Consider the following 13,674-nt stretch of genomic DNA (forward strand, 5'->3'; position numbering starts at 1 on the left):
ACGACGCTTCCGCAAGTTGTGAGATGTACGCCATGCGCTGCCTGGGCTTTTGACAGTCGTCAAGCGTCGTTGAACGGTTAAGTTGCGATGGGGCAGGGTTAAGTTGTTGTTCGAGAACAAGAAAGTCGCCTTCACGGCGAATTGACAAGAGAGCCAGAAAAGCTAAGGACGGCGCTCGTCGAGGAACAGCACGCCGTGCTGCGCGAGCGTGATCTCGCCTGGCCGAGGGGCGAGCCGCCGCCGATCATCGCCGCGGCCGAGGCGCTGTGATGCGGCGCGCGGAAGGCCCGCTGCGCCCACATCGATGGACGGAACTGTCCGTTGGCGCTGAGCAGCGCGGCGGACTCCAGCGCCTCCGACTCCGACAGCGGCGGCAACAGCGTCGGCAGCCGCTGCGCCAGCATCGACTTGCCGGTGCCGGGCGGGCCGACCAGCAGGATGCTCAGTCCGCCCGCCGCAGCGATTTCCAGCGCGCGTTTCGGTCCAGACTGCCCCTTGATATCGCGCAGGTCGAGCGGCGTCTCGCCACGCGGTGGCGGATCGCGCTGCACGCGCGGAAGAGGCGCCTCGCTGCGCGCCTGCAAGGCGTTCACGAGATCAAGCAGGTGAGCCGCCTCACGCACGACGAGCCCTTGCACCAACGCCGCCTCATCGGCGCAGCCGCGTGGCAGCACCAGCTCCCGATCGAGCTTGGCGGCGCGCAGCGCGAGCGCCATCGCCAGTGCGCCCTTGACCGGCCGCAACTCGCCGGACAGTCCGAGCTCGCCAGCGCATTCGATGTTCGCGAGCATGTCCGCGTCGATCTGCCCGCTCGCGGCCAGCAGCCCGAGCGCGATCGGCAGGTCGAAGCGCGCGCCTTCCTTCGGCAGGTCGGCGGGCGACAGATTGACGGTGATCCGCTTGTTCGCAGGGAACTCCAGCCCGCTGCTCTGCAGCGCCGCGCGCACGCGTTCGCGGGATTCCTTGACCTCGAGGTCCGCGAGTCCCACCAGCGTGAAGCTCGGCAGCCCGTTGGCCAGATGCACTTCCACTTCGACCGCAGCAGCCGACAGACCATCCAGCGCGCGGCTGTGGATGATGGAGAGGGACATCGCCATGAGATGTCGCCTCGCTTCAGCGGTGGGGCAGGCCCCGGCGCACGGTCACGTCGCTCCGGCTTTCATGCATTCCGTCGCCCGCCATTCGAAGCCCTTCCGCACTCGTTCGGTTCATGAGCTCCGCAGTGTCCGCAGCGAACGATTTCACGGCTAGCACCCTGTTGGGGCGTTTCAAGGGTTAACCAATCCCCGGTTCGCGCATGCATTTGGTGCGCTTTGATGCGTGACGGGGCGGGATCGGCAACCGTTCGTCGCGTTGTGAGCCGGAATGGGGCCCTGTCGGGGGAGGCTGCGCTTTCGGGATTGCTTGGCACAAAAGCTGCAAAGCCTCGTCCGGAAAGCAGTCGCCCAGAGTCGCCCCAAACAATCAGGAGCCCCCGCGCATGAAGTCCATCGCCGTCGTCCGCGCCGCAGCCGTCGCCGCCATTGCCGCCATCGCCCTCCCGGCGCTGGCGCAGGAGGCCAATCCGCTGTCCTTCAACGTCAGCGTCACCTCCGACTACCGCTACCGCGGCATCTCGCAGACGCGCCTCAAGCCCGCCCTGCAAGGCGGTGTCGACTACGCCCATTCGAGCGGCTTCTACATCGGCGCCTGGGCCTCCACCATCAAGTGGATCAAGGACGCCGGCGGCGACGCCGACATCGAGATCGACACCTACGCCGGCTACAAGACCGAGGTCGGCGGCGGCTTCACCGTCGACGTGGGCTTCCTGCGCTACAACTACCCGAGCAACAAGCTCGAGACCAGCGCCAACACCAACGAGCTGTACGGCGCCGTCTCCTACGGCCCCGCGACGCTGAAGTACTCCCACTCGCTCAGCAACCTGTTCGGTTTCGCCGACTCCAAGCAGAGCGGCTACCTCGACCTGAGCGCCACCTTCGACGTCGGCGGCGGCTTCTCGCTGACCCCGCACGTGGGCCACCAGAAGGTCAAGAACAACAGCGCGGCCAGCTACACCGACTACGCGGTCACGGTGAACAAGGACTGGTCCGGCTTCACCTTCGGGGCCGGCTTCGTCGCCACCAACGCCGAAGGCTACATCGGTGGCAAGAACAAGGACCTCGGCAAGAACGGCGTGGTCGTGTCCGTCAAGAAGGTCTTCTGAGGAGCTACGAATGAAACTGATCACTGCCGTCATCAAGCCCTTCAAGCTGGATGAAGTGCGCGAGGCGCTCAGCGCCATCGGCGTCCAGGGGCTGACCGTCACCGAGGTCAAGGGCTTCGGCCGCCAGAAGGGCCACACCGAGCTGTACCGCGGCGCGGAGTACGTCGTCGACTTCCTGCCCAAGGTGAAGATCGAGGCCGCGGTCTCCGACACCGTCGTGGAGCAGGTCATCGAGGCGATCGAGAACGCCGCCCGCACCGGCAAGATCGGGGACGGCAAGATCTTCGTCTCCCCGCTGGACCAGGTGATCCGCATCCGCACCGGCGAGACCGGTCAGGACGCGCTCTGAGCACGCCGCTTCCCCAAGACCCAACGAAAAGAGTCCGCAACATGAAGAAACTACTCGCCTGCCTGGCCTTGGCCGCGGCAGCCTTCACCAGCCTGGCCCCCGCGGCCATGGCGCAGGAGGCGGCCTCCGCCCCCGCCGCCATCGCCAGCGAGACCACCGCCCAGGCGCCCGCGCCGTCGGCCCCGGTCGCCGATGCCGCCGCGCCTGCCGCCTCGGCTCCCGCCGATGCGGCCTCTGCCGCCGCCGCGCCCGCGCCCGTCATCAACAAGGGCGACACCACCTGGATGATGGTCTCCACCCTGCTGGTGATCATGATGACGGTGCCGGGTCTTGCCCTGTTCTACGGCGGCCTGGTCCGCAGCAAGAACATGCTGTCGGTGCTGATGCAGGTGATGGTCACCTTCTCGCTGATCGTCGTGCTGTGGGCCCTGTACGGCTACAGCCTGGCGTTCACCGAAGGGAACAAGTTCATCGGTGGCTTCGACCGGCTGTTCATGAAGGGCATCTGGGACAACGTCGCCGGCACCTTCGCACCGGGCGCGACCTTCAGCAAGGGCGTCTACATCCCCGAGATCGTGTTCGCCGCCTTCCAGGCGACCTTCGCCGGCATCACCTGCTGCCTGATCGTCGGCGCCTTCGCCGAGCGCATCAAGTTCAGCGCGGTGCTGCTCTTCATGGTGATCTGGTTCACCTTCAGCTACACGCCGATGGCCCACATGGTCTGGTTCTGGATGGGCCCGGACGCCTACTCCTCCGCCGCCGTCGTCGATGAGATGAACGGCAAGGCCGGTCTGCTCTGGCAGTGGGGCGCGCTGGACTTCGCCGGCGGCACCGTGGTGCACATCAACGCCGCGGTCGCGGGCATCGTCGGCGCCTTCATGGTCGGCAAGCGCATCGGCTACGGCAAGGAAGCGTTCACGCCGCACAGCCTGACGCTCACGATGGTCGGTGCCTCGCTGCTGTGGGTGGGCTGGTTCGGCTTCAACGCCGGCTCCGCGCTGGAAGCCAACGGCTTCGCCGCGCTGGCCTTCATCAACACGCTGTTCGCCACCGCCGCCGCGGTGCTGGCCTGGTGCGTCGGTGAAGCGCTGCTCAAGGGCAAGGCCTCCATGCTGGGTGCCGCCTCGGGTGCCGTGGCCGGTCTGGTCGCGATCACGCCGGCTGCCGGCAACGTCGGCATCGGCGGCGGTCTGGTGATCGGCCTGGTCGCCGGCTTCGCCTGCCTGTGGGGCGTGTCGGGTCTGAAGAAGCTGCTGGGTGCGGACGACTCGCTGGACGTCTTCGGTGTCCACGGCGTGGGCGGCATCGTCGGCGCGCTGCTGACCGGTGTCTTCAACAGCCCGAGCCTGGGCGGCCCGTCGGCCGTCGGCGACTGGGTGACGGCCGCGACCATCGCGCCGGACGCCTACTCGATCGGCACGCAGGTCTTCACGCAGCTGAAGGCGGTCCTGCTGACCGTCGTGTGGTCGGGCGTGGTCTCGGTGATCGCGTTCAAGGTCGTCGACCTGGTGATCGGACTGCGCGTCTCCGAAGAGGAAGAGCGCGAGGGCCTGGACATCTCGTCGCACGGCGAGACCGCCTATCACAAGTGATCCCCGCCGGACCCCAAGGCCCGCATCCCGCGAGCCTCACTGGGGCCGGCATGATGCCGGGGGTTCCCGGAGGGACGCCCCCTGCATCGTGGAGTGCCCGCGCTCGACGAGCGCAGGCGGAGACTCCCGAGTACCACCGAGTTCCTGCAATGTTCAAGCCGCCCTTCGGGGCGGCTTTTTCGTCGGTGCCTCCCCATAATCCGCCGCCATGAACCTCCGCTTTGTCGAAGCCTTCCACTGGGCCGCCTCGCTGCGCAGCATCACGCGCGCGGCGGAGAAGCTGCACATCACGCAGTCCGCGCTGTCGAGCCGGATCGCGACGCTGGAGGAGGAGCTCGGCGTCGTGCTGCTGGACCGGCGCGACAAGCAGTTCCGCCTGACCGTCGCCGGCCAGCGCTTCCAGACCTTGGCGCAGCGGCTGCTCGACGTGCAGCGGCAGGTGAAGGAGGAGATGGGCGGGACCGGCGGCGCGGGCCGGCCGACGGTGCTGCGCATCGGCGCGATCGAGTCGGTGGTGCACAGCTGGCTCACCGGCTGGCTGCAGGCGATGCGCACGGCCACGCCGGACTTCGAGCTCGAGCTGACGGTGGAGACCTCGCCGGTGCTGGTCGACCAGGTGCGGCGGGGCGCGCAGGACCTGGTCTTCGCAGCGATCCCCGCGGCCGATGCCGGCGGCGTGCGTACCCGGGCGATGGCCTCGATGCCGATGGGTTTCGTCGGCCGATCCGACCTGCACACCAAACGCCGCTACGGACTGTCGGACCTGGCCGGCCACGACCTGCTGACCTTCCAGCGCGGCTCGCAGCCGCACCAGGCGCTGCTGCAGATGTTCCAGGAGTCGGGCCTGCCGCTGCCGCGCGTGCATGCGATCTCGTCGATCTCGGCGATGGTGCAGCTGGTGGAGGGCGGCTTCGGCATCGCGACGCTGCCGGTGGCCGTGGCGGAACAGCTCGCGAAGCGGACCGCGCTGCGGGTGCTGCGCAGCGACACCGACCTGGTGCCGCTGCCGATCCACGCGAGCTACCGAGAGGATCCGAGTTCGCAGCTGACGGAGTCGGTCCTCGACTCCGCGCTGGATCACGTCGCGCGGCACGGCGCGGGGAAGGCGTCCGGCGGGTCTTCCGGGAAAGCCCGCATGGCATCGGCGACGTCTCGACGCTAAGCGGAAGTGCTGTTGTCGTCATCGAAAAAATCGATGAACGAACGCGGAAAATTTCCGTTGGATCGCGGGGCCGGGGGACTTCCACAATCCGCCCCATCGTCAGACAGCCCCCGCGATCCCGCCATGAGCCACCCGACCGATCCCCTCGATCCCGACGCGTCGTCCAGCGCGCTGGACGTCCGACTCGCCGCGCGGCGCGGCGGCTTCACCGGCCACACCAGCGGGCTGGCCAGCGAGTTCGTGCAGGCGAATCTCGCGATCCTGCCGGCGGCGCTCGCCGCGGACTTCCGTCGCTACTGCGCACTGAACCCGCAGGCCTGCCCGCTGCTCGGCGTGACCGAACCGGGTGACGCGACGTTGGCGGCGCTCGGTGCCGACCTGGATCTGCGCACCGACGTGCCGCGCTACCGCGTGTGGCGGGACGGCGAGCTCGTCGACGAGCCCACCGACGTGACCCGCTGGTGGCGCGACGATCTGGTCGCCTTCGTCATCGGCTGCTCGTTCTCGTTCGAGCATGCGCTGCTGGCCGAGGGCATTCCGCTGCGCCATGTCGAGCAGGGGCGCAACGTCGCGATGTACCGCACCAGCATAGCGACCACGCCGGCCGGCGTCTTCCGCGGGCCGACGGTCGTGTCGATGCGGCCGCTGACCGCCGCCGATGCGATCCGCGCGGTGCAGATCACCTCGAAGCTGCCGCAGGTGCATGGTGCGCCGCTGCATCTGGGCGATCCGTCGCGCATCGGCATCGGCGACATCGCCCGTCCCGACTACGGCGACGCCGTCGACATCCGCGACGACGAGCTGCCGGTGTTCTGGGCCTGCGGCGTCACGCCGCAGTCGGCGATCGCCACGGCGCGCCCGCCCTTCTGCATCACGCATGCGCCGGGGCACATGCTCGTGACCGACCTGCTCAACCGCGATCTGATCGCGGCCTGATCGCGGCCTGATCGACGCACCCGACCGACACCTGGAAAGAGGAACGACGCCATGTGGCTCAGAGACACCACGCCGACCGAGCGGCGCACCCTGGTCGCAACCTTCGCCGGCTACGGCGTCGACGGGTTCGACTACATGATCTACACCTTCCTGATCCCCACGCTGATCGCGGCCTGGGGCATGAGCAAGGGCCAGGCCGGCGCGATCGCCACGGGCGCGCTGCTGACCTCGGCCGTCGGCGGATGGGCGGCAGGCGTGCTCGCGGACCGGTTCGGCCGCGTGCGCGTGCTGCAGTGGACGGTGCTGTGGTTCGCGCTGTTCACCTTCCTGAGCGGTTTCACCACCTCCTTCGAGCAGCTCTTCTTCACCCGCGCGATGCAGGGCTTCGGCATGGGCGGCGAGTGGGCCGTCGGCTCGGTGCTGATCGCCGAGACGATCAAGGCGAAGCACCGCGGCAAGGCCGCCGGACTGGTGCAGAGCAGCTGGGCCATCGGCTGGGCGGCGTCGGCGGTGGCGTTCTGGGGGCTGTACTCGGTGCTGCCGCCGGAGACCGCGTGGAAGGTGCTGTTCTGGATCGGCATCCTGCCGGCGGTGCTCATCCTCTACATCCGCCGCAATCTCGACGAACCGCCGGTCTACCTGGCCGAGCAGGCGCGCGCCAAGGCCCGCGGCGAGCGCGCCAGCTTCCTGCGGATCTTCTCGCCGGCCCTGCTGCGCAACACGGTGCTCGCCAGCCTGCTGGCCACCGGCATGCAGGGCGCGTACTACTCGGTGACGACCTGGCTGCCGACCTTCCTCAAGACCGAGCGCCACCTCTCGGTGCTGGGCACCAGCGGCTACCTGCTGGTGCTGATCGCGGGTTCCTTCGCCGGCTACCTGACCAGCGCCTGGCTCTGCGATGCGATCGGGCGGCGCCGCTGCTTCATCCTGTTCGCGCTGATGGGCGGGATCCTGGTGCTGGCCTACACCCAGATGCCGATCACCGACGGCCTGATGCTGGTGCTGGGGTTCCCGCTGGGCTTCTTCCTGTCGGGCATCTTCTCGGGCATGGGCGCCTTCCTGTCGGAACTGTTTCCCAGCGACGTGCGCGGGTCGGGCCAGGGCTTTTGCTACAACATCGGACGGGCGCTCGGCGCCGCCTGTCCCGCGCTGATCGGCAGCTTCAGCACGCAATACCCGCTGGGGCAGACCCTGGGATGGATGGCGGCGCTCTGCTACGGCCTGGTGATCGTCGCGGCGCTGGCGCTGCCCGAGACCCGGGGGCGTGAACTCGCGCCCGCGCCGGCCTGACAGGCGCGCGTGCCATCGAAGACCCCTCGACCCTCTTCCGACGACCTTCAGATTTCTGGACTTCACGATGCAAGCCACCTCTTCGTCCGATCGCTCCCTCGATCGCTGGCAGTTCTGGATCGATCGCGGCGGCACCTTCACCGATCTGGTCGGACGCGCACCGGACGGCACGCTGCAGACGCTCAAGCTGCTGTCGGAGAACCCCGAGCACTACCGCGATGCCGCGGTCGAAGGCATCCGCCGCCTGCTCGGACTGAAAGCCGGCGAGCCGATCACGGCCGACCGCGTCGACTGCGTCAAGATGGGCACCACCGTCGCGACCAACGCGCTGCTGGAGCGCCGCGGCGACCGCACGCTGCTGGTGACGACGCGCGGCTTCCGCGACGCGTTGCGCATCGCGACGCAGGCACGGCCCAAACTGTTCGAGCGGCACATCCAGCTGCCCGAGCTGCTGTACGAGCGCGTCGTCGAAGCCGATGAGCGCGTCGACGCGCAGGGCCGCGAGATCGAGCCGCTGGACGAAGCCGCATTGCGCGTCGAACTGCTATCAGCGTTCGACGCGGGCCTGCGCGCCTGCGCCATCGTGTTCCTGCACGGCTGGCGCGCGCCGAATCACGAACTCGCCGCCAAGCGCCTGGCGCAGGAGACCGGCTTCACGCAGATCTCCGTCTCGCACGAAGTCAGCCCGCTGATGAAGCTGATCCCGCGCGGGGACACGACCGTCGTCGACGCCTACCTGAGTCCGATCCTGCGCCGCTACGTCGACCAGGTCGCGGCCGAGATGCCCGGCGTGCGGCTGTTCTTCATGCAGAGCTCCGGCGGCCTGACCGAGGCGAGCCGCTTCCAGGGCAAGGACGCGATCCTCAGCGGCCCGGCCGGCGGCATCGTCGGCATGGTGCGGACGGGCGAGGCGGGCGGCCACGACCGGTTGATCGGCTTCGACATGGGGGGCACCTCGACCGACGTCAGCCACTTCGCCGGCGAGTTCGAGCGCGCCTTCGACACCGAGGTCGCCGGCGTGCGCATGCGCGCGCCGATGATGAGCATCCACACGGTGGCGGCGGGCGGCGGCTCGGTGATCGCCTTCGACGGCGCGCGGCTGCGCGTCGGACCGGCTTCGGCCGGCGCGAATCCCGGTCCCGCGAGCTACCGCCGCGGCGGCCCGCTCGCGACGACCGACGCCAACGTGATGCTGGGCCGCATCCAGCCGGCCCATTTCCCGAAAGTCTTCGGGCCGGGTGCGGACGAGCCGCTCGACGGCGCGGTCGTGAAGGCGCGATTCGACGAGCTCGCGGGCCAGATGTCCGCCGCGGGCAAGCCGATGACCGCGGAGGACGCTGCCGCGGGCGCGCTGCAGATCGCCGTCGGCGCGATGGCGAACGCGATCAAGCGGATCTCGGTCGCGCGCGGCTACGACGTCACCGGCTACACGCTGCAATGTTTCGGCGGCGCGGGCGGCCAGGCGGCCTGCCTGGTCGCGGATGCGCTCGGCATGACGCGCATCCTGGCGCATCCGTTCGCCGGCGTGCTCAGCGCCTACGGCATGGGCCTGGCCGACCAGACCGCGATGCGCGAGGCCTCGATCGAGCGCGCGCTCGATGCCGGCGGCCTGTCCGCCGCGCGCGAGACGGCGGCGGCGCTGGCGGCGCAGGCCGGCGGCGAACTCGAGTCGCAAGCCGTTCCCGCCGGTGCATTGCGCACGATCGCGCGGGCGCAGGTCCGCTACCAGGGCACCGACACGGCGCTGACCTGCCCGCTGCCGCTCGACGGATCGGCGCCGGCGGCCATCGCCACGATCCGCGAGGCCTTCGAGCAGGCCTATCGCCGCCGCTTCGCCTTCCTGATGCCGGACCGCGCGCTGGTGATCGAGGCCGTCTCGGTCGAGGCGCTGGCCGCCGGTGCGTCGCTGGAGGCGCCGGTCGAGGCCGCGATCGCGAGCGGGCACCATCCCGAACCGCTGGAGCGGGTCCGCATGTACTGCCTTGCGGACGAGCAGCCGGCCGGTTGGCGCGATGCCGAACTGCACCATCGCGAATCGCTGCGTCCGGGCGCCCGCATCGACGGCCCGGCCATCGTCGCCGAGCGCAACGCGACGACGGTCGTCGACGCCGGCTGGCGTGCCGAACTGCAGCCCTCGGGCGACCTGCTGCTGACCCGGATTCGAGAGCGCGTCCACACGCGCGCGCTCGGCACCGAGGCCGACCCGGTCGTGCTGGAGGTCTTCAACAACCTCTTCATGAACATCGCCGAGCAGATGGGCCTGCGGCTCCAGAACACGGCCCATTCGGTCAACATCAAGGAGCGGCTGGACTTCAGCTGCGCGCTGTTCGACGCGCAAGGCCAGCTGATCGCCAACGCGCCGCACATGCCGGTGCACCTGGGCTCGATGAGCGAATCGATCCGCTCCGTCATCGCGCGCAACCCGGCCATGCACCGCGGGGATGTCTACGTGCTCAACGACCCGTACCACGGCGGCACCCATCTGCCGGATATCACCGTCGTGACGCCGGTCTTCCTGGACGAGGGCGACACGACGCCCGGCTTCTTCGTCGCCAGCCGTGGCCACCATGCCGACATCGGCGGCATCACGCCGGGATCGATGCCGCCGTTCTCGAAGGACATCACCGAGGAGGGCGTGCTGATCGACAACTTCCAGCTGGTCGAGCAGGGCCGGCTGCGCGAGGCCGAGCTGCAGGCGCTGCTGCGCGCCGGTCCGCATCCGAGCCGCAACCCGGCGCAGAACCTGGCCGACCTGCGCGCGCAGGTGGCGGCCAACGAGAAGGGCGTGCAGGAGCTGCAGACGATGGTCACGCAGTTCGGCCGCGCGACCGTCGAGGCCTACATGCAGCACGTGCAGGACAACGCCGAGGCCTCGGTGCGGCGCGTGATCTCGGTGCTGAAGGACGGCAGCTTCACGCTGCCGCTGGACAACGGCGCCCGCATCCAGGTCGCGGTGACGGTGGACGCCGAGGCGCGCCGCGCGACGGTCGACTTCACCGGCACCAGCGCGCAGCAGCCCAACAACTTCAACGCGCCGAAGTCGATCACGATGGCGGCGGTGCTCTACGTGTTCCGCACGCTGGTCGACGACGCGATCCCGCTGAACGCCGGCTGCCTGAAGCCGATCGACGTGATCGTGCCCGAAGGCTGCATGCTCAATCCGCGATTCCCGGCGGCGGTGGTCGCCGGCAACGTGGAGACCTCGCAATGCGTGACCAACGCGCTGTACGGTGCGCTCGGCGTGATGGCGGCGGGCCAGTGCACGATGAACAACTTCACCTTCGGCGACGCGACGCACCAGTACTACGAGACGATCTCGGGCGGCTCCGGCGCCGGACCCGGCTTCGCCGGCACCTCGGTCGTGCAGACGCACATGACGAACTCGCGGCTGACCGATCCCGAGGTGCTGGAGTTCCGCTTCCCGGTGCGGCTGGACAGCTATGCCTTTCGTCAGGGGTCCGCGGGCGCCGGCCGCTGGCCCGGCGGGGAGGGCGGCGAGCGCCGCGTCCGCTTCCTGACGCCGATGACGGCCTCCATCCTGAGCAACGGGCGCACTTCCGGCGCCTTCGGCATGGCCGGCGGGCAGGCGGGGGCGGTCGGGGAGAACCTCGTCGAGCGCGTCGACGGCCGGATCGAGGCCCTGGGCCACATCGGCCAGGTGGAGATGGCGCCGGGGGACGTCTTCGTCATCCGCACGCCCGGCGGGGGAGGGTACGGCAGTTTTTGAGGCCCCCTTGAGATGAGGCGAGTAACCCCAATGTGGGCGTGCCTAGAATCGGAACACCGCCCCCCGGCTGTCCAGGCGCCCGCTCATCATGGTCCCTCACCTCATCACCGCCCTGACCGGGCCCATCAATGAACTGGAGCAGCGCGTGCTCGAGTCGATGCCGGCGATCGAACGCTGGTTCCGGCTCGAGTGGATGGAGCACACGCCGCCGTTCTACACCTCGGTGGACCTGCGCAACGCCGGCTTCAAGCTGGCGCCGGTGGACACCAACCTGTTCCCGGGCGGCTTCAACAACCTGACGCCCGAGATGCTGCCGCTGGCGGTCCAGGCGGCGATGGCGGCGATCGAGAAGATCTGCCCCGAGGCCAAGAACCTGCTGCTGGTCCCGGAAGCGAAGAACCGCGGCAGCTTCTACCTGTCCAACCTGGCGACGCTGGTCCGCATCTTCTCGATGGCGGGGCTGAACGTGCGGCTGGGCTCGCTGGACGAGTCGGTCAAGGAACCGACGACGGTCGCGCTGCCGGACGGCAACTCGCTGACGCTGGAGCCGCTGGTCCGCCAGCGCTCGCGGCTGATGCTCAAGGACTTCGATCCCTGCACCATCCTGCTGAACGACGACCTGTCGGCCGGCACGCCGGACGTGCTCAAGCATCTGCATGAGCAGTACCTGCTGCCGCCGCTGCATGCCGGCTGGGCGCAGCGCCGCAAGAGCCAGCACTTCCGCGCCTACGAGGAAGTCTCCAAGAAGTTCGCGAAGCTGCTGGGCATGGACCCGTGGCTGATCTATCCGCATTCGGTCGCGGTGGACGGGCTGGACTTCACGACCGGTGCCGGCCTGGACGCGCTGCAGGCGCAGGTCGACGCGACGCTGACGCGCACGCGCCGCAAGTACAAGGAATACGGCATCCAGGAGAAGCCCTTCGTCGTCGTCAAGCCGGACGCCGGCACGCACGGCCTGGGCGTGATGACGATCCGCGACGCGAAGGACCTGGACGCGCTCGCGATCAAGGCGCGCGACAAGCTGGCCAGGCTGGAAGGCGTGCCGGCGCTGTCGCAGGTGCTGGTGCAGGAAGGCGTCGTGACGCACGAGCGCATGCACGAGGCCGTGGCCGAGCCGGTCGTCTACATGATGGACCGCTACGTCGTCGGCGGCTTCTATCGCATCCACGCCGACCGCGCCGAGGATGAGAACCTCAACGCACCGGGGTCCAGCTACGTGCCGCTGGCCTTCGCGCATTCGTCGCACCTGCCCGCCCCCGGCGAGAAGCCCGGCGCCAGCGCGCCCAACCGGTTCTACATGTACGGCGTGATCGGCCGCCTCGCGATGCTCGCGGCGAGCTACGAGCTGGAAACGACCGATCCGGACGCCGAGGACTACGCCTGAGTCGAGCGGGGGCGCGGCGCTCCGGCCCCGCGGCCCTGGTCCTGGCTCGGATCCGGCGGGTCAGATCTTGCCGGCGCAGGCGCCGGCCGCCGTCACCAGCAGCTGCCTGAAGCGGTCCACCGCCTCGACCTGCGTGTCGGGCAGGTGCCAGACGCTCATCGGGCCGAGCCCGAGGTCCACCGTGTGCGGCAGGATCACGACCACGCCGCGCTGGGCGGCGGTCATCGCCATGTCGTGCGGCATCACCGCGACCAGCGGCATCTCGCGCATCAGGCGCAGCGCGAGCAGTGCGTCGCCGCTCTCGATCAGGTCGGCCGGCGGCGGGAGCCCCATCTCCTGCCAGAGCCGGTCCATCAGCAGGCGCGTGCGCGTGCCCGGCAGCTGCCAGATCCAGCGCTGCTGGCTCAGCAGCGCCCAGCTCAGCTTGGGCGTGCGCGCCAGCGGATGCTGCGCGCTCATGGTCAGCACCTCGGGCTGCGGCCGCAGCGACACGCGGGCCAGGCCCAGCGGCTCGTCCTGAGGCATCGCCCGCGCGACGACCAGGTCCAGCGTCCCGGCCTGCAGTTCCTCGAACAGCGAGCGCAGCGCATGGGTGCGGACGCTCAGCGTCACGCCGGGGTTCTCGAGCTTCATCGCCGTGATGGCCATGGGCAACAGTCGTGCAAGCGATGCGTTGGTCGCCCCGATGCGCACCTCGCCGGACGCGCCGCGCACCATCGTGGCGACGTCACCCGCGGCGCGTTGCAGGTCGGCCTCGAGCTTGCGCGCCAGCGCCAGCAGACGGCGTCCGAGCGGCGTCGGCTGCATGTTGCGTCCGCGCCGCAGGAACAGGGTTTGTCCCAGCCCGTGCTCCAGCTCCGCCAGCGTCTTGCTCACCGCGGGTTGCGTCACATGCAGCTGATCGGCGGCGGCGCTGATGTTGCCTGTGTCGGCGAGGGCCAGCAGCATCCGCGCGTGTCGCAGCGACATGCGTCGGGCGATGAAGTGCTCGGCGGCTTCCGGCGACGTGGATGACGCATTCATAACCAAAG

At 69.4% G+C, this 13,674-nt stretch carries 9 protein-coding genes and 1 pseudogene; 8 read left to right on the top strand and 2 right to left on the bottom strand.

Annotated features, from left to right (window positions below):
• Positions 1-174: 174 nt before the first annotated feature.
• A pseudogene (locus tag ACQ859_RS04155) lies at positions 175-1,091 on the bottom strand (YifB family Mg chelatase-like AAA ATPase); the annotation flags it as partial.
• Positions 1,092-1,480: 389 nt separating this feature from the next.
• On the opposite strand from ACQ859_RS04155, the gene ACQ859_RS04160 reads away from it, so the two are divergent.
• From ACQ859_RS04160 to gshA, 8 genes are all read left to right on the top strand, one after another.
• A complete protein-coding gene (locus ACQ859_RS04160; protein ID WP_431264720.1) occupies positions 1,481-2,203 on the top strand; it encodes a TorF family putative porin in 723 nt (240 codons plus the stop codon).
• 10 nt (positions 2,204-2,213) lie between these two features.
• Positions 2,214-2,552, top strand: coding sequence for a P-II family nitrogen regulator (gene glnK / locus ACQ859_RS04165; protein WP_067279313.1), 339 nt, complete (start codon positions 2,214-2,216; stop codon positions 2,550-2,552).
• Between the two features lie 41 nt (positions 2,553-2,593).
• Complete coding sequence (amt, locus tag ACQ859_RS04170; RefSeq protein ID WP_431264721.1) at positions 2,594-4,144, top strand: ammonium transporter; 1,551 nt, start codon at positions 2,594-2,596, stop codon at positions 4,142-4,144.
• A gap of 208 nt (positions 4,145-4,352) precedes the next feature.
• Positions 4,353-5,306, top strand: coding sequence for a LysR family transcriptional regulator (locus tag ACQ859_RS04175; RefSeq protein ID WP_431264722.1), 954 nt, complete (start codon positions 4,353-4,355; stop codon positions 5,304-5,306).
• Positions 5,307-5,429: 123 nt separating this feature from the next.
• Positions 5,430-6,242, top strand: coding sequence for a putative hydro-lyase (locus ACQ859_RS04180; RefSeq protein WP_431264723.1), 813 nt, complete (start codon positions 5,430-5,432; stop codon positions 6,240-6,242).
• Positions 6,243-6,293: 51 nt separating this feature from the next.
• Positions 6,294-7,532, top strand: a complete 1,239-nt coding sequence (locus tag ACQ859_RS04185) for an MFS transporter (protein ID WP_431264724.1) — start codon at positions 6,294-6,296, stop codon at positions 7,530-7,532.
• Between the two features lie 67 nt (positions 7,533-7,599).
• Complete coding sequence (locus tag ACQ859_RS04190; protein ID WP_431264725.1) at positions 7,600-11,259, top strand: hydantoinase B/oxoprolinase family protein; 3,660 nt, start codon at positions 7,600-7,602, stop codon at positions 11,257-11,259.
• Positions 11,260-11,347: 88 nt separating this feature from the next.
• The gene (gshA, locus tag ACQ859_RS04195) at positions 11,348-12,643 is read left to right on the top strand and encodes a glutamate--cysteine ligase (protein ID WP_431264726.1); all 1,296 of its coding nucleotides are present in this window, start codon (positions 11,348-11,350) and stop codon (positions 12,641-12,643) included.
• A gap of 60 nt (positions 12,644-12,703) precedes the next feature.
• Here gshA and ACQ859_RS04200 read toward each other — a convergent pair whose 3' ends face one another.
• A complete protein-coding gene (locus ACQ859_RS04200) occupies positions 12,704-13,666 on the bottom strand; it encodes a LysR family transcriptional regulator (RefSeq protein WP_431264727.1) in 963 nt (320 codons plus the stop codon).
• Positions 13,667-13,674 lie beyond the last annotated feature (8 nt).

Origin of the sequence: Roseateles chitinivorans (assembly GCF_050632235.1) — a bacterium.
GTDB lineage: Bacteria > Pseudomonadota > Gammaproteobacteria > Burkholderiales > Burkholderiaceae_C > Roseateles > Roseateles chitinivorans_A.